The organism is Holdemanella porci (assembly GCF_009696075.1).
Taxonomy (GTDB): domain Bacteria; phylum Bacillota_I; class Bacilli_A; order Erysipelotrichales; family Erysipelotrichaceae; genus Holdemanella; species Holdemanella porci.
The window spans coordinates 24,972-42,783 of record NZ_VUMR01000001.1 but is presented as its reverse complement, the minus strand read 5'-3'; the positions used below and the strand labels follow the sequence as shown (position 1 = coordinate 42,783).

The 17,812-nt window shown below is 30.5% G+C and carries 14 protein-coding genes; all 14 read left to right on the top strand.

Annotation, left to right across the window (positions count from 1 at the left end; genetic code table 11):
• Positions 1–17: 17 nt before the first annotated feature.
• The 14 genes from FYJ55_RS00170 to rfbA all read left to right on the top strand — a co-directional run bounded on the left by FYJ55_RS00170 (position 18) and on the right by rfbA (position 17,801).
• Positions 18–1,667, top strand: coding sequence for an LCP family protein (locus FYJ55_RS00170; protein WP_154555116.1), 1,650 nt, complete (start codon positions 18–20; stop codon positions 1,665–1,667).
• Between the two features lie 2 nt (positions 1,668–1,669).
• A complete protein-coding gene (locus FYJ55_RS00165; RefSeq protein WP_154555115.1) occupies positions 1,670–2,770 on the top strand; it encodes a glycosyltransferase in 1,101 nt (366 codons plus the stop codon).
• A 64-nt stretch (positions 2,771–2,834) separates the two neighbouring features.
• On the top strand, positions 2,835–3,965 hold the full coding sequence (locus tag FYJ55_RS00160; protein WP_154555114.1) for an ABC transporter ATP-binding protein: 1,131 nt from the start codon (positions 2,835–2,837) through the stop codon (positions 3,963–3,965).
• 13 nt (positions 3,966–3,978) lie between these two features.
• Entirely contained in the window at positions 3,979–4,770 is a 792-nt protein-coding gene (locus FYJ55_RS00155) for an ABC transporter permease (protein ID WP_154555113.1), read from the top strand.
• 8 nt (positions 4,771–4,778) lie between these two features.
• Positions 4,779–7,253, top strand: coding sequence for a glycosyltransferase family 2 protein (locus FYJ55_RS00150; RefSeq protein ID WP_154555112.1), 2,475 nt, complete (start codon positions 4,779–4,781; stop codon positions 7,251–7,253).
• Between the two features lie 77 nt (positions 7,254–7,330).
• The gene (locus FYJ55_RS00145; protein WP_195836618.1) at positions 7,331–9,229 is read left to right on the top strand and encodes a DUF6077 domain-containing protein; all 1,899 of its coding nucleotides are present in this window, start codon (positions 7,331–7,333) and stop codon (positions 9,227–9,229) included.
• A gap of 26 nt (positions 9,230–9,255) precedes the next feature.
• Positions 9,256–9,939 carry a glycosyltransferase family 2 protein gene (locus FYJ55_RS00140; protein ID WP_154555110.1) on the top strand — a complete coding sequence of 228 codons (684 nt, stop codon included), beginning with the start codon at positions 9,256–9,258 and terminating at the stop codon, positions 9,937–9,939.
• Positions 9,940–9,942: 3 nt separating this feature from the next.
• Complete coding sequence (locus FYJ55_RS00135; protein WP_154555109.1) at positions 9,943–10,293, top strand: DUF2304 domain-containing protein; 351 nt, start codon at positions 9,943–9,945, stop codon at positions 10,291–10,293.
• Entirely contained in the window at positions 10,290–12,251 is a 1,962-nt protein-coding gene (locus tag FYJ55_RS00130) for a DUF6077 domain-containing protein (protein ID WP_154555108.1), read from the top strand. Before FYJ55_RS00135 ends, FYJ55_RS00130 begins: the two co-directional genes overlap by 4 nt.
• A gap of 4 nt (positions 12,252–12,255) precedes the next feature.
• Entirely contained in the window at positions 12,256–13,413 is a 1,158-nt protein-coding gene (locus FYJ55_RS00125; RefSeq protein ID WP_154555107.1) for a MerR family transcriptional regulator, read from the top strand.
• Positions 13,410–14,327, top strand: coding sequence for a glycosyltransferase (locus FYJ55_RS00120; RefSeq protein WP_154555106.1), 918 nt, complete (start codon positions 13,410–13,412; stop codon positions 14,325–14,327). Before FYJ55_RS00125 ends, FYJ55_RS00120 begins: the two co-directional genes overlap by 4 nt.
• A 24-nt stretch (positions 14,328–14,351) precedes the next feature.
• Positions 14,352–15,860, top strand: a complete 1,509-nt coding sequence (locus FYJ55_RS00115; protein WP_154555105.1) for a lipopolysaccharide biosynthesis protein — start codon at positions 14,352–14,354, stop codon at positions 15,858–15,860.
• 4 nt (positions 15,861–15,864) lie between these two features.
• A complete protein-coding gene (locus FYJ55_RS00110; protein ID WP_154555104.1) occupies positions 15,865–16,854 on the top strand; it encodes a glycosyltransferase family 2 protein in 990 nt (329 codons plus the stop codon).
• Positions 16,855–16,922: 68 nt separating this feature from the next.
• Positions 16,923–17,801 carry a glucose-1-phosphate thymidylyltransferase RfbA gene (rfbA, locus tag FYJ55_RS00105; RefSeq protein ID WP_118011450.1) on the top strand — a complete coding sequence of 293 codons (879 nt, stop codon included), beginning with the start codon at positions 16,923–16,925 and terminating at the stop codon, positions 17,799–17,801.
• The last annotated feature ends 11 nt before the right edge of the window (positions 17,802–17,812 follow it).

The window sequence follows — 17,812 nt, the reverse complement described above, 5'->3', positions numbered from 1 at the left end:
TATAAAGGAGATCTTGCATGGAAAAGAATACAACGAGCTTAATATATAGAATTTTTGCAGCACTTTTATCAATTGTACTTTTGGTTTTGTCTGGCTTTGTGGCATATCAAATTGTGACATTAAATGTATTGCCTAGTAATTTATTATTACCAGTCATTTTAATTATTGTGATTTTAAATGCGATTTTAATTTTATTAATGAATTTTGCGACACATGCGATTTGGACAAAAGCGATTAGTGTAATTTTAGTGATTCTAGTAGGATGTACTATGGGATTTGGAAATGTATATTTATATGAGACATACAGTACACTAACTTCTGTTACAGGTGCTGAAAAGGGATCTATTAAAAATACAATTTCAGTAATTACCAAAACGGATCATGATGAAGAAATTCAGAGTTTAAAGAATGAAAAGATTGGTGTATTAAGAAACATTGATTCTGTGGGAACAAAGAAGTGCCAAAAAAAATTAAAAAAATATTCTTTTTCATACAAAAAATATGATAACTTGCAAGCATTAGTAAAAGCACTATATGAAGATGAAGTGCAGGCTATAGTGATGAATGAAATTTATCGTGCAAATGTAGAGGAAATGGAAGAGTATAGTGGTTTTTCAAATGAAACAAAATCGATTTATCAAGCTGTGTATTATACAAATAATGAAAATGATGCTTTAGTGGTTGATGATATCACAAAGAATCCATTTACAATCTTTGTCAGTGGTAATGATACATATGGAGATATTGATGAATTATCAAGAAGTGATGTGGATATGATTGTTACGGTAAATCCAACTACGTCAACTGTATTGATGGTGAATATTCCTAGAGATTATTATGTACAAACTTCATATGGATATGATAAATTAACACATACGGGTATGTATGGTATTGAAGAAACGAAACAAACTGTAGAAAACTTATTAGGTATTGATATCAACTATACATTTAGAGTGAACTTCTCAAGTGCAGAAGATATAGTAGATGCATTGGATGGTGTTGATATTGAAGTGCCTGAAGGAATGGCTGTAGAAAGATTAAATGCGGATTGGGCTTTGGAAGGTGTTCATGAAGGATGGAATCACTTAAATGGAGCTAGAGCTCTAGCTTATGCGCGTGAAAGACATGCCTATGTAGATGGTGATATTCAGCGTGCAAAGAATCAGCAACAAGTATTGGAAGCTATTATTAAAAAGGCAGCTTCTTCAAAGATTTTGACAAACTATACAAAATTATTAAAATCATTCAAAAATGCATTTGATACCAATATGTCAACCAATGAAATCACAACATTACTTCAATATGAATTGCAGGCCATGCCGAATTGGAAATTCCAAAACTATGTATTAAGAGGTACAAATGGTTCAGCGGTTTGTGCATCTATGGCTCAAGAGCTTTCGGTTGTCATGCCAGAAGATTATTGTGTTAGTATTGCTCGTCAAAAGATTGAAGCTGTACTTGATGGAAAATCAGCAAATAAGATCAAAGATGAATATGATACAGGTGCAGCTGGTGTGGCTGAAGGATATATTGAGCAGGAAAATGCTCAGGCTCAAGGAAGTGTATATTATGATTATTCACAAAACTATGATTATGGATATACAGATCAAGAACAGTATGAAGAACCTTCTATAAATGAAGAACCATTACCTGAAGATGGGGAATAGAAATGAAACCAACGATTGTTGTCTCGGGTATTAACTTATTTCAAGGTGGTACGTTAACGGTTTATTACAATTTCTGTGATGAAATCATTCAGTCCAAATTATATGAAAAATATTATTTCATATTATTTGTGCATAAGGTATCGTTGTTTGAAAAATACCAATCTTATTTTGAAATTATTGAACTTCCTGAATCACGTAAAAGCTGGTTTAAAAGAATGTATTATGAGTATTCGTACTTTAAAAAATATTCGAAAGACAAAGATATCTATTTATGGATTTCAATTCATGACATGACTCCAAAAGTATATGCGAAACATCAAGTTACATATTTTCATAATCCAACGTTTGCGTATAAAGCGGGATGGAAAGATTTTAAATATAATAAGAAAGTATTCTTATTTTCTCTATTTTATAAATATTTGTATAAAATCAATGTGCATGCCAATGATTATGTCATTGTCCAACAAGATTGGATTGCCAGTTCTATGCAGAAGCTATTGAACATGGACTTGAATCACATTTGTGTAATGCGTGCTGAACATGAGATTGATACAAGTAAATATCAAAATATTGAAAAGATTCAACCATATACTTTCTTTTTTCCAAGTGTGAGTCGTCATTTCAAAAATTTTGAAATTATTTGTGAAGCCACAAAAAGATTAAATCGTGAAATCAATCAAGACTTATATCAAGTTGTGCTTACAATTGATGGATCTGAAGATACGTATGCAAAAGATGTTGTGAATCAGTATAATTCTGTTTCGAACATTCACTTTACTGGATTATTATCTTTAGATGAAGTGTTTACATATTATAAGAAATCCAGTTGTTTAATTTTTCCTTCAAAGCTTGAAACTTGGGGGTTACCAATAAGTGAAGCGAAGGAATTTGATTTGCCAATGATTGTGGCTGATTTACCATATGCTCATGAAACTGTAGGAACGTATGATGGTGTTTGTTTCTTTGATGTGAATGATGCAGACGATTTAAAAGTAAAGATGAAAAAGGCTATATTGAAAGAAGATGTTTTCAGTTTGGCAACGTATAAGAACACAAGCCCGAATGTTTGTAAATCATGGAATGAAGTAATTACAAAGCTATAAAAAGGACTTTTGTTCTTTTTTTGATGTGAATATGCTAAAATAGGAATGTTTGAGAGGTAATCCAATGGACAAGACAAATGCGATAGAAGTACGTAATATGTCGAAGCAGTTCAAGGTAGAATATGATAAGGCAAATACGTTAAAGACAAAATTAATATTTTGGAATCGAAAAAAGCCTGAGTTTCATCAGGTATTAAACAATATAAATTTAAATATCAAAAAAGGGGAAACTGTAGCCTTAATTGGTGTGAATGGTTCTGGTAAATCAACTTTATTAAAGTTGATGACTAAAATTATTTATCCAACAAAAGGAACAATTGAAACGGATGGAAAATTAACTTCATTGCTAGAGTTAGGGGCTGGGTTCCACCCAGATTTTACGGGTCGTGAAAATATTTATTTCAATGCGTCTATTTTTGGTTTAACTAGAAAAGAAATCGATGCTCGTATTGATGACATTATTGAATTTAGTGAATTAGGTGAATTTATTGATAATCCAATTCGTACGTATTCTTCGGGTATGTATATGCGTCTAGCTTTCTCTGTAGCCATTAACGTGGATGCTGAAATTTTATTGATCGATGAAATTTTAGCTGTAGGAGACCAACACTTCCAAGAAAAGTGCTACAACAAATTAAGAGAATTGCGTGATTCAAATAAAACAATTGTGATTGTTACACATAGTTTGGAAGTTGTAAAAGACTTGTGTACTCGTGTCATCTGGATCTATAAAGGTGAGTTACGTTTAGATGGAGATCCTACTTATGTTGTTGATGAGTATTTAGAACAAGTGGCACAAGACCATAAGCAGGAAAGACAAAAGAATATTGAGAGTGGTAAACAAAAAAGTAAGGCTGTTGTTTATATTGATAGTCCTAGAGATATTTCAAAAGTGGATGCAACAGATAAACAACACTTGTTTAAGGGATGGCAAATCTCGGATTCAGATGATGCCACAATTCATTTCTATTTAGATGGAAATCCTATGGATATTAAAGTGGATCGTACATACAGAAAAGATGTATATGATGCATATTTTGATCATTATGTTGGGTTTATGGATGTAAATACTATTGGATGGCAATTCCAGTATGATTTAACAACCTTAGAAAAAGGTAAACATAAATTTAAAGTTGAGTGTAAAGAGAAAGAATGTATTTTGGCCTCTAAAGAAATTGAGTTTGAAAATGTATAGAAGGTGATGGCGTATGAGTATATTTAAAAATCTTTATAATTATCGAGAGTTATTAAAAACGAATGTTAAAAAGGATATTCGTGGCAGATACAAAGGATCTTTTTTAGGAATCTTGTGGTCCTTTTTAAATCCATTGTTACAAGTTGTAGTGTATTGGATTGTATTTCCATACTTGTTTGGTCGTGGAGTAACTGGTGAAAATTACTTAATTTATTTGATTACAGGTATTATTCCATGGACATTCTTTATGACATCCGTAAATATGGGAACTAGTTCGATTAAGGCAAATGGGGGGATTATTAAAAAAGTATATTTCCCAAGAGAAATCATTCCGTTATCACAAGTTCTTAGTGGAATTGTAAACTTTTTGATTTCATGCTTAATTATCATTATTTTCTGTATTGGAACAGGTACAGGACTTAGCTATCATGTTATTGCGGTATTCCCAATTCTTATCGTTCAATCTTTACTAACATTAGGTATTGTATTGATTTTAAGTGCAATCGATGTATATGTACAAGATATTGAGAATATTGTAGCCTTCATTTTAAATATGTTGATGTATGGTACTCCAATTATTTATCACCTAAGCCAATTCTCTGCATCAAGTGCAGGTATTCTATATACACTAATAACAATCAACCCGTTGACAACCATTATTGGTTCTTATCGTAATGCGTTTATGTATCATCAATGGCCTGATTTTAAAGCTTTAGGTTTAGTATTTGTCTTCTCATTGGTTGTTTTAGGTATTGGATACATGATTTTCAAAAAGTTGGAAAAAGGGTTTGCGGAAGAATTGTAGGTGTTAATATGACTTTGAAATACAGAATTGAAAGATTTGAGTTTCATGATTTAAAAACAAAACAATTCATTACCATTGTCGGCTGGTGCTATCAAGAAGATAATGAAAGTGTCAATTATCACATTAAACTGGACGGAAAAGAAGTTGATTTTGAGTTATTTCGACCTGGTCGTGAAGACATTATAAATGGCTATGATTTGGGCTTTAAGAATACGCATATTGGATTTAGAATAACTGTACCTTGTGATGTTGAGCCTACTTCAATTGAAGTAAATGCATATACGGATACACTGAGCGAATGTATTTTGAATTATGATCAAAGAAAAATAAATAAATATAGAGATAAAAGAGGAATTAGAAACTATATTGATGAGTTTAGTTATAATGAAGAAACAAAAACGTATCAAGTTAAGGGATGGGCTTTCTCATATGAGAAAGAACCAATTACATTCTCTATATTAAATGCAGCAGGAAAAGAAGTTGAATTTGATTATAAATCAAAGGGTAGAGTTGATTTATATTCTTTATCTATGGTTGATGAAGATCAAATTGATTGTGGTTATACAATTAAATGGAAAGGGAATGCGAAAGAAAAGTATAGTTTTGTGTTGAAGACTAAGAATTATCAAAGTAAAGAGATTCTTCAAGAAAAAACGCCTAGTCAAAATGTGCTTTCAAAAGTTCCTAAACTATTTAAAATGATGAGTTATCAACATATTAAAAATGGTTTTAGAATTCTTAGAAAAAAAGGTTTTTCTGGTGTTATTGATCGTATTGTTCATGGTTCAAGTAATTGGGCAGAATACGATGAATGGTTTAATGCCACTAAAGTAACGGAAGAAGAATTAGAAAGACAAAGAAATACAAAGTTTGAATTTGCTCCGATGATTAGTATTATTGTTGCGACATTTAATACGAAAGAAGAGTACTTAAAGGAAATGATTGATTCTGTACGTAATCAATCGTATTCTAATTGGCAATTGTGCATTGGTGATGGAAGTACTAATGATGCGGCAGAAAAATACGTGAAAGAACATTATGGGGATGATTCAAGAATCGTATTTAAGAGATTAGAAAAAAACTATGGTATTTCTGGAAATATGAATGGTGCCTTGGAATTAGTTACAGGTGATTATGTGGGCTTATTTGATCATGATGATTTATTGACACCGGATTGTTTATATGAATTTGTAGCTTCCATGCAGGAAGTTCATCATGATTGTGTATATTCGGATGAAGATAAGTTGAATGATAAGACAAAGAAATTTGAAGATCCACACTTTAAACCAGATTTCAGTATTGACTTATTGTGTTCTCATAACTACATTACACACTTCTTTGTTGTGAATATGGATATTGTTCGTAAAGTAGGTGGAATGCGTAGTGAATATGATGGATCACAAGATCATGATTTTATCTTTAGATGTGTAGAGCAGGCAAATAGTGTACACCACGTTCCAAAGATTTTGTATCACTGGAGAATGCACCCATTATCAACGGCTATGGATCCAGAAAGTAAGATGTATTGTTACACATCTGGTAAAAAAGCGATTGAATCCCATTTTAAACGTGTTGGTATTGATGCAACAGTTGAAATGTTGCCTCGTCCTTTATATGGAATGTATCATTGTAAATATACAGTGAAAGATCATCCGTTGGTTTCTATTTTAATTCCGAACTACAATCATAAAGATTTATTAAAGGGTTGTATTGAATCGTTAATGAATGTAAATACATATTCAAATATTGAGATTGTGATTGTTGAAAACAATTCGACGGAACAAGAAATATTTGATTACTATAAAGAGCTTGAAGAAACATATTCAAATGTAAAAGTTATTTATTATGAGGGTGATTTTAACTATTCAAAGATCAATAACTATGGTGTGAAATACACGCATGGTGAATATATCTTGTTCTTAAACAATGATACGAAAGTTATTGAGCCAGATTCCATTGAAGACATGCTAGGGGTATGTCAAAGAGAAGATGTGGGTGCTGTTGGAGCTAAATTATTGTATGAAGATGATACAGTACAGCATTGTGGTGTCGTAGTTGGATATCATGGTTATGCGACAGCTGCATTCTCATTGATCGACAGAAATGATTTTGGTTATATGGGTAGACCTCGTGTTTCATGGGATGTATCTGCAGTAACAGCCGCATGTTTAATGACAAAACGAGAAATCTTTGATGAAGTGGGTGGCTTTGATGAAGATTTTAAAGTTGCATGCAACGATGTAGACTTATGTTTAAAAATTAGAAGCTTAAATAAATGGATTGTTGAAGATGTATTCTCTGTTTGGTATCACTATGAATCTAAATCTAGAGGTTTAGAGGATACACCAGAAAAACAAGCTCGTTTCCAAAGTGAAATTGCTCGTTTTCAAAAGAAATGGCCAGAGATTTTAAAGAATGGAGATCCTTTCCATAACCCTAACTTTGATTTGGATAAAGGACCGTTTACATATCCTAAGGCTTAAAAAAATCACAAAAATATGATATAAATATAAGAGCTAGTTATGTAACTAGTTCTTTTTCTTGGAAAGTAGGAAGTTTAATGTTGGATTATATAAGTGGTTTTATATATATTTTTTGGATTCTATGTCTTTGTTATTTCTTAGGCACAGCCATAACAAATCAAAAAAGTTTTACGACAAGTTTGCTTGTTGGATATATTGGATATAGCTTTGTTTTAGCAGTTGGTTTTATAATCATTCAATTACTTGGATTACCATGGAGGATTGCTTTAATATATTTTATAGTATCTATTCTAGTCATGATCATATTTATTATGTATAGGCTTAAGAAGAATGATTTTAAAATTACTAAAAATGAAGTATTAAATGGATTTAAGAATAATTATGCTTTATTTTTGATTACATTTATACTACTTATATTGTCATTTGCGAATGTACATGTTATGTGGTTGAATAACCATTTAGATGATGGATATTATATTGGTAGAATTTCTCATTTAGCTTCCTATAAAAATCCATATTATTATAACTTTCCTGTGGGTTTAGATAATAGACATCAATTTAATTCGTATTTGTTTGATGTTTGGCAATTGGAAGCATCTGTGTATACGAATATATTGCATATGAATGTATTCACATTTTGTCGTGTATTCTTAAACTTTCAAAATTATTTGTTGTTAGTTGTTACAGTTTGTGAATTTGCCAAAAGTACAGTATGCAAATTGAGTGGTGAATTTAATAAGTATGCACAATGGACTCCTATCATTTTATTTGTATTTACTATTCTTATGATTGTTGCTACAAACTGCAATTTAATGATTTTACAAGATTATTGGCAATTTAGTTCAGCTATGTATTTGGGTTCATCAATACCACGTACAATGGGAATTTTATGGGTTTTGGTTTTCTTTATTGATAATGAGAAGATTATGATTAAACACATATTGCAACTAATTGTCATGTCGGTTGTTCTAGTGTCTAAATCTTCTATCGCAATACCTATTGTGTTTGTTGCAGCTATAGCTACACTTATTAGTGTATATACGCAATTCAATATAAAAGGGCTTATTGCCTTTGGGACTCTTGTATTATTAGTTGTTTTAGGGATGGTTTTGCCGAATAAAGAAGAGATCTATGCAAATGTAGAAGGCATGTTTATGTCAAACTTAAAATCTATTGTGTTTTTATCATTTGTTTTAGTATATATCTTTGCATTTGCAATTATTCGAAAACCAATTGTATTTAAGGTCACAGAAGTTTTAGTTTTAATTACTGGATTTATGTTGATTCCAGGATTATGTAATGTATATCAAACATTATCTGTTTATTACTTTGTAGCTTTACGTGTTCTTACATGCTTGTTTTATACAATATATATTGTTGGATTTGTATTCTTATTGTATGGAATATTCACAATCACAAGTGAAATGTTGACAAAAGGTTTTATACTATTAATGAGTGTAATTTTCTTGTTTATGTCATCTTTATCGTATTTTGGGGCAAGAAAATCAATGATTCATTCTATGGAAGTAGTTATACAAAATCCAAAGCTAGTACCTAATTCAATTTATGAATTGGGACAAAAATTAGATAAGGTTTCTAATGGTGAAAAACTATATACATTGATGCCTCAGTTTGTAACAACAGATGGATATTTAACTTCATTAGCAATTATAGCTACGAGTGTAAGTGATGATGTAGTGTCTGTTTCAGCAATACCAAGATATGCGATGAGTTCTATTAACAAGGTATATTCAAAATTTACTCTTGATCAGCAGAGTGTGTTTGAAAATTTTAATGCTTCTAAAGATCGAAAATCTTTTGATGCATTAATTCCGATATTAGATGAGTATTCAATACAATGTTTTGTGTTGGAAGGTAAAGATAACACACAAGATTCGTATAATGAATACTATAAAGTGGATACAGTAAATGATGATAGAGCAGGTACATATTATTCTATATATGTTAAGAGATAAGCTTAACAATAAAAAGGAGAAGAGATATGAAGACTTTGGTGGTAATACCAGCCTATAATGAGGCTTTAAATATTGAAAAAACAGTAAAGGATATACAACAAAATGCGCCAGATGTTGATTATGTTGTTGTGAATGATGGTTCTAAAGATAATACTTTAGAAGTTATTCAAAAAAATAATTTTAATCATATTGATGGTTTTTGTAACTTAGGATTGTTTGGAGCTGTTCAAACGGGTTTTAAATTAGCCATGAAAGAAAATTATGATGTTGTTATCCAATTTGATGGAGATGGACAGCACTCAGCTAAATATATTGATGCGATGGTTAAAGAGGTTGAAAATGGAAATGATATTGTGATTGGTTCTCGTTTTGTGAGCGAAAAGAAACCCTTTACTGCACGTATGATTGGTAGTCGTTTAATCGCATGGGCCATTAAACTTGTAACTGGTAAAAAGGTAAAGGATCCAACAAGTGGTTTTAGAGCATATGGTAAGGCTTGTATTAAAGATTATGCTTTGGATATGAACAATCCTCCTGAACCAGATACATTGGTTTATATGTATCGTAAAAAAAGAAAAATTAAAGAGATTCAAGTTCAAATGTCTGAACGTGAATTTGGAGAATCTTATTTAAATTTAGTAAATACGATCAAATATATGAGTCGAATGATGGTTTCAATCTTTTTGATTCAACCATTTAGAAAGGTGTAGATTATGGGATTAAAATTACAATTAGTATTTATCTTTGCGAGTTTAATAACATTTGTTTTTGTCATTAAAAAGATTCAAAAACATGGATTAAATATTGATGATGCGATTATGTGGATCTTATGGTCTATTCTTCTTCTAATTATTAGTGTATTTCCTCAAATCCCAACATGGATTTCAAAACAATTGGGATTTATGTCAACGAGTAACTTTATTTTCTGTGTATTTATTTTCTTTTTATATATCATGTTGTTTACACAAACTGCACAAATTTCCAAACTAAAAGAGAAACAAAAAGATTTAATTCAGAAATTGAGTATTAAAGAATATGAAAGTAACAAGGAGAAAGGCGAATGAATTTAGTTTTGAGTGTAGTGTTTTATGTCTGTCTTTCTTTTCAGTATTATTTGTTAGGGAATGAATGCTTAGATTTATTTGGTTATAATAAGAATACTAGAACAATTCTAATTTCAGGATTTTTATCTACTTTCTTTTTAACGTTTATTATTGGATTTGTATGTCAGGTTCTTCATTTATCCTGGACACTATACTTTATATTACAATCTATTTTATTTGTCGTTGTAGATGGATACTTGTTATTTGAGAATAGAAAGAATATATTTTGTAGACACGAAATTAAATTACAACGTATTTTGATGAATAATTGGGTTTTAATTTTATTTGCAGGTGTATTTATATCTTTTTCTATCGCAAACCAATTGCCATATTATGATTTAAATTATGATGATGTTTATTATATAGGTAAGGTTGTTAATCATGTGGGCACTCCACATTTAATGAATGAGAATTATTTTAATGGTTCTTTAATTCATATTAATGGACTTGATTTAATTCGTGTTATCAATACATACGAATTGAGTTATTCTTATTTTGGGACACTCTTCCACATTTATTTACCTTATTTTTGTAGGGTGACTATGTCATTGCACAATTATGTATTATTTGGAATTGTATACAAACAATTGGCATCGCTTTTTGTAAAAGAAAAATATTCACAATATGCCATTGTTCCGTTATTTTATTTTCTGATTCCAGCTGGTTTTCTACAAACAGGAATCTATGAATGTATAAGAGTTTATTCATACGATTTATGGCAGTTTCAAACTGCAGCATTTTATGGTGGATCTATTGTTAGAATGATGGCAGTGCCTATTCTGATTATTTATTCTTTACCATTAGTAGAAAAAATGGAATCCAAGAAGATTATATATATTGTTTTAATGTCTATTTCCATGATCTCGTTTTCAACAATATATGTTCAAGTTGTTATTTTATTTTTCATTGCGGCAATAACGATTAAATGTGTATATTGTTTTGTTGAAGCATTTAAAGCGAAAGAAACAAAATGGATGATAGTTTCTATTCTAGGAATTCTAGTTGTTGTTGGCTTTTTGCTCGCAACAAGATATTTAAATATAAACACAGAAGAATTTGTATACAACGTAACTCGTTATCATGGCTTTCAACAAGAATGGTATGATCATGACTCATTGTTAAAGTATGGTTTTGTTGTTTTTGCATTAATGTTTGTATTATCTAAAAATTCGCAATCTAGAAGTATTGTTGGTATGGTATTGGTTTTATATGTTTTAGTATGGAAAGAAATATTTACTGTATTATTAACAATTACATCTTTTAATTATTTCTTTGTTACAATGAGAACAGTCTCATCTATACAATACTTAATTTTGTTCTTTTTTGGTATCTGTGTCTTGTGCATATACGAGTCAATCTTTAAAAAGATGTATTTTATACCAAATCTAGCGATAGTAGGATTGGTTGCGTTAGTTTGTGTCTTTTTTCGTCATAATGTAAATGAAATTGTAAAATATAATTTTCTTAGTTCTGGCATAAGTGCAGCTGGATGGAATTTTTCAAGAGTATTTGATATGAACACAAAAATGATTCCAGATATTTTTGTCGAAGTCGGAGATTATTTTAATACTTTACCATATGATAACTATAAAATGTATACTTGTCATAATTTTAATACAGATGGTGGTATGGGCACATCGGATGGTGGCTTTGAGATGTCTACAAATCGTTTGCATGTTTCAAACAGTGATGGATTTAAAAAATTCAATGATAAAGATTTTTCAAAATTAAATTCGTTTTGTATGTCAGGAAATTTAACATATACAGAAGTACATGATATTTTGAAGAAAGAAAATATTCAATATATTTTGGTATTTAATAAAAATGCAGCGGATATATTGGAATGTGATGGAGATAGTTTAGTACTATCAAATGAACAAAATCTAAATCCTTATTATTTATTAAAGGTAAATTATTAATATTATGAACTACTACAAGACAGGACAATTCGCAAAACTAGCGAATGTGAGTGAAAGAACAATTCGATATTATGACAAAATAGGGTTATTAAAACCCTCTTTTGTTATGGAAAATGGATATCGTCAATATAGTGATTTGGATTTATTAAAGTTACAGAAGATTTTATCTTTAAAGCACTTGGGGTTTAGTATTGAAGAAATCTTTCCTATGGTTATGGATAATACGAACTTAAAAGAAAGCTTTGAGTTACAGATTGATTTGATTGAAGATAAAATCAATCATTTACAGTCTTTAAAGGATGCTTTAAAAAGAGCGAGTCAAACGCCGGATTTAAGTTGGAATATGATTCTATCTTTAGTTCAATTATCGAATGAGGAAACGAATATTATTGAACAATATAAGAATGCGAAGAACTTAAATGATCGTATATCTTTACACGAGAAGTATTCTACAAATAAGCAGGGTTGGTTTAATTGGTTATTCTATCAAATCGATTTTAGTAAAGTCAATCGTTTATTAGAACTTGGTTGTGGTAATGGTAAATTGTGGCAAGAAAATAGAATTGATTTAAGAAATAGAGAAATCTTCTTATCGGATATTAGTGAAGGTATGGTTGAAGAAGTAAGAAATAAATTAGGTTCTGATTTTAACTGCATTGTAGCGGATGCTGAAAAGATTCCTTTTAAAGATGAGTACTTTGATTCTATTATTGCCAATCATGTTCTATTCTATTTGAATGATTTGAATCTTGGCTTAAAAGAAATAAGTAGAGTGTTAAAACCAAACGGAATTCTATACTGTAGTACATATGGAAAGAACCATATGAAAGAAATCACGGAAATCGTACAGAACTTTGATTCTAGAATCAATCTATCAAATCATAGTTTGTATGATATCTTTGGTTTAGAGAATGGTGAAGATGTATTAAGTAAATATTTCTCAAATATTGAAAGAATGGATTATCATGATTCACTGGAAATAACAGAGTCAAAACCATTGATTGACTATATTATGTCTTGTCATGGCAATCAAAATGAAATATTGGGGCCTAGACTCAATGAGTTCAAGGAATATATTGGAGAATTGTTAGAGAATAATGGTAAAATAGTAGTGACAAAAGAAGCTGGACTATTTGTTTGTAGAAAGAGGGTGATTCAATGATATCTGTAATTATGTCTACATATAAAGAAGATGAGAAACTGCTTCGCGAATCGATTGAATCAATATTAAATCAGACGTATAAAGATTTTGAATATATTATTATACTGGATTACCCGGATAATGATGTTCATAAAAGAGTAATAGAAGAATATGCTATAAAAGATGATCGAATTCATTTTTATATCAATGAAAAGAATATGGGGCTTACAGATTCATTAAATCGTGGCCTTTCTTTGTGTCATGGTGAATATATAGCTCGTATGGATGCGGATGATATTAGTTTACCGGATCGTTTAGAAAGACAAATGGAGTACTTAGAAAAGAATCATTATGATTTAATTGGTGGAATTACAGAGATGATTAATGAAAATGGTTCTTTGTTATATAGTATAAAAAGTGTTCCTACAGATCCTAAAAAAATTAATAAGGCATTGCGTTATAGTCAATGTATTGCGCATCCAACTTGGTTAGGAAAAAAAGAAGTTTTTGAAAAAAATGCTGGATATCGTCATATGCCTTTATGTGAAGATTATGATTTTACTTTAAGAGCTGTATTGAATGGTTTTGTGATTTCAAACTTAAATGAGGCTGTGCTTAAGTATCGCATGACTTCAAATTCAATTTCTAGAAGTAATTTATTTGAGCAATACTTATATATGTCTTATATCACAAATGAATATAAGAATAAGCGTGTTGCCTCAGTTGATAAGGCATATGCCTATGTGCAGCAACATCTAAATGAGAAGGATTCAAATAAATACTTAAAGGCGAATGTGATCTTTAACCGTATGTTGCAGGAAATGTCAGATAAACAAATCTTATCTTTTATTAAAGATGGTTTTTGTTTGTTGTTTAGTTCGAAATATTATTTAAATAAAATATATCGATTTATGATGTTGAGTTTAAATAGCTGATTTATTTATTGAAAAGAGGTAACTATGAGATTTAAAAAGGCTTTAAAAAATCTAATATTCAATGTCTTACAGCAAGTCGTGAATATTATCGTGAATTTTATTATGCCACCTATTTTAGTATCTACTTTTGGCTCTACTTTAAATGGATTGGTATCTACAATTCGTCAAATTATGCAATATGTACAGCTAACTGGTGCAGGTATTGCGCAGGCGAGTACGTTTGCAATGTATAAACCAATTGCTGACAAGGATTATGAATCTTTAAATGGTATATATAATGCAACTCGAAAAATGTTTACTCGAGCAGGAAATGTGTTTTCTGCCATCACATTACTTGTTGCGATTATATATCCTTTGACAGTTCGCAATCAGGTTGATTATTCTATTGCGTTCGCATTGGTTTTAGTGATTGGTATTAGTGGTGCTTCAGAATTTTATTTGTGTGGTAAATACAATGCTTTATTATCGGCTAATCAAGAAAACTATGTTGTTGCGATTGCACAAACCATTGGTTCTTTAACGAATTTGATCTTATTGATTGTTTTAGTCCGCTTAAAACAAAATGTGGTAGTGGCAGAATTAGGGATGAGTGCAGTATATCTTTGTAGAATTGTTATTTTAACAGTATACGCAAAAAGAAAATATAAATATTTAGATTTATCAGTTAAACCGACATTTGAAAAGATATCTCAAAGAAATGATGCAATTGTTCACCAAGTTTCTACACTGGTAGTCATGGGAAGTTCGACTTTGATTGTAAGTTTAATTCTAGGCTTAAAAGAAGCCAGTGTATTTGCGGTATATTTGATTGTTTTCCAGGGAATTAACACAATATGTTCTATAATTTCAACGGCCATCTATGCCTCTTTTGGAGAAGTTATCGCTAAAGGGCAAAGAGATGTTTTAATTCGTACATTTAATATTTATGAATTTGTGTACTATATTGTTATTACGATTTTATTTTCCTGTACATATTTGTTGATTATGCCTTTTATTGAAATCTATACAGTCAATATGACAGATATTAATTACATTTATCCTACTCTTGCTAAATTGTTTATTTTAGTTGGTATTGCCAATAATATAAGAATTCCAACATCTACCATTGTTACTAGTGCGGGCCATTTTAAAGAAACAAAATGGAGAGCTGTTTTAGAAATGACATTAAATGTTCTAGGACAGTTTGTGTTTGGTAAAATGTTTGGATTGAATGGTATTCTTTTAGGATGCGTATTATCGTTTTCGTATCGTACGTTTGATTTTATATTCTATGCACATAAACATATCTTAAAAACATCGAGTCTAAGTACGTTTAAGAAATTATTTCTTAATTTAGTCGCAAGCATTGTAGTTGTATTCCTTCTACAACAAGTAATGGAGCCAAACATTTATAATTACTTAACGTGGATCCAATATGGAATTATCTATTTTGTCGCAATTAGTGTGTTTGTGTTATTGGTGAATGTATTGTTTGATCGAAAGACATTTAATTCAACATTTAATGTTGTAAAAAGTCTTTTTATAAAGGGGTAAAAGAATGGAAACAGATATTTTACTTTCAATTGTTATACCGGTTTATAATGTTCAGGATTATATTGGTAAATGTTTAAATTCATTAAAAACATCAGATAATAGAGTTGAAATACTAGTTGTAGATGATGGTAGTCCAGATGGGTCTTGTGAAGTGATAAAAAATCATGAAAAGAATTATCCAAATATTCATTACATAAAGAAAGAAAATGGTGGAGTCAGTTCGGCACGTAATTTAGGTATAGTCCTATCAAAAGGAAAATATGTTACTTTTGTGGATGGCGATGACTTTGTGGACGAGCAATATCTACCAAAGATAATGGAGTATATTCAAACTTTAGATTTTGATTTATTGTGTTTTGATTATTGTTTAACTTATGATGATCATGAAACTGTGTTAAATGATTTAAATGATGAAATATTAAACTTGTGTGATAATGCTGGATTTACATGGTATATTAGACAGAATATGGATGAAAAAGTCAAACAGTTTTGTTTGAATAAAGTGTATAGGGCAGACATTTTAAAGATGAATAAGATTGAATTTCCAGTGGGACAAAGTGTTGGAGAGGATTTCTTATTTAATGTTGAGTATTTACAGTATTGTAAAAAAGTAGTTTTTAAATCGGATTGTTTATATCATTATTACCAAAGACAAACTTCGGTAATGAGAACGTATAATAAAAAATATACGGATCATATTCTAAATTATGAGGCAAATCTAAAAAGAATTGCTTCAAAATCAAATTATACAATATCGCAAAATGACATTTTGTATTTATATTTAAAGTGTTGGTTTGGTGTAATTAACCAGGAAACACAAAATCCAAATTCAGAAGATGGATTGGATCGTATCAAAATGTTTATGAATCAATCTGGATTAAAGAATATTAAAATACATTATTCTGACTTAGATTTTAAATATAAGGTATATAAATGTTTGGTTAAATTGCATTTAACTATACCGATTTATAAGCTATTAAAGAAAAAAGCTTGACCCTAACGTAACGTTAGGGTTTATTGTTTATATGTGATATAATGTAATCAATTATGGAGGTACACATTATGAAAGGTATTATTTTAGCTGGTGGTAGTGGTACTCGTTTGTATCCTTTGACTAAGGTGACTAGTAAACAATTACTTCCTATTTATGACAAGCCTATGATTTATTATCCTATGTCAATTTTAATGCAGGCTGGTATTCGTGAGATTTTAATTATTTCAACTCCGGATGATACACCTCGTTTTCAAGAGTTATTGGGGGATGGTCATCAATTTGGTATTGAGCTTTCTTATAAAGTTCAGCCAAGTCCAGATGGACTTGCTCAAGCGTTTATCTTGGGTGAGGAGTTTATTGGCAATGATAGTTGTGCGATGATTTTGGGTGATAATATTTTCCATGGTCATGGTTTGACGAAGCGTCTTCGTGCGGCTGCTGAAAATGAAGTGGGGGCTACCGTATTTGGTTATTATGTAGAGGATCCTGAACGTTTTGGGGTTGTGGAATTTGATTCTGAGGGTAAGGCGATTAGTCTTGAAGAAAAGCCAGCTTGTCCTAAGTCAAATTATGCGGTAACAGGACTATATTTCTATGATAATAAAGTGGTTGAGTATGCGAAGAATTTGAAGCCAAGTGCTCGTGGGGAATTGGAAATCACAGATTTGAACCGTATTTATTTAGAGAATGGTGAATTGAATGTCACTTTACTTGGCGATGGATTTACTTGGTTGGATACGGGTACGCATGAGTCTTTAGTGGATGCGACAAATTTTGTGAAGACAATTGAAGAGCACCAGCATCGTAAGATTGCGTGTCTTGAAGAGATTGCGTATGACAATGGTTGGATTGGTGATGAGGAATTGGCATCTACGTATGAAATTTATAAGAAGAATCAGTATGGTGCTTATTTGAAGAAAATCATGGATCGTAAGTATATTAAGTAATTGGGGGTATA

Bases quoted from the DNA above. Each gene is read 5' to 3' on its own strand.
- FYJ55_RS00170 (WP_154555116.1), top strand. From the start codon at position 18: ATGGAAAAGAATACAACGAGCTTAATATATAGAATTTTTGCAGCACTT.
- FYJ55_RS00165 (WP_154555115.1), top strand. From the start codon at position 1,670: ATGAAACCAACGATTGTTGTCTCGGGTATTAACTTATTTCAAGGTGGT.
- FYJ55_RS00160 (WP_154555114.1), top strand. From the start codon at position 2,835: ATGGACAAGACAAATGCGATAGAAGTACGTAATATGTCGAAGCAGTTC.
- FYJ55_RS00155 (WP_154555113.1), top strand. From the start codon at position 3,979: ATGAGTATATTTAAAAATCTTTATAATTATCGAGAGTTATTAAAAACG.
- FYJ55_RS00150 (WP_154555112.1), top strand. From the start codon at position 4,779: ATGACTTTGAAATACAGAATTGAAAGATTTGAGTTTCATGATTTAAAA.
- FYJ55_RS00145 (WP_195836618.1), top strand. From the start codon at position 7,331: ATGTTGGATTATATAAGTGGTTTTATATATATTTTTTGGATTCTATGT.
- FYJ55_RS00140 (WP_154555110.1), top strand. From the start codon at position 9,256: ATGAAGACTTTGGTGGTAATACCAGCCTATAATGAGGCTTTAAATATT.
- FYJ55_RS00135 (WP_154555109.1), top strand. From the start codon at position 9,943: ATGGGATTAAAATTACAATTAGTATTTATCTTTGCGAGTTTAATAACA.
- FYJ55_RS00130 (WP_154555108.1), top strand. From the start codon at position 10,290: ATGAATTTAGTTTTGAGTGTAGTGTTTTATGTCTGTCTTTCTTTTCAG.
- FYJ55_RS00125 (WP_154555107.1), top strand. From the start codon at position 12,256: ATGAACTACTACAAGACAGGACAATTCGCAAAACTAGCGAATGTGAGT.
- FYJ55_RS00120 (WP_154555106.1), top strand. From the start codon at position 13,410: ATGATATCTGTAATTATGTCTACATATAAAGAAGATGAGAAACTGCTT.
- FYJ55_RS00115 (WP_154555105.1), top strand. From the start codon at position 14,352: ATGAGATTTAAAAAGGCTTTAAAAAATCTAATATTCAATGTCTTACAG.
- FYJ55_RS00110 (WP_154555104.1), top strand. From the start codon at position 15,865: ATGGAAACAGATATTTTACTTTCAATTGTTATACCGGTTTATAATGTT.
- rfbA (WP_118011450.1), top strand. From the start codon at position 16,923: ATGAAAGGTATTATTTTAGCTGGTGGTAGTGGTACTCGTTTGTATCCT.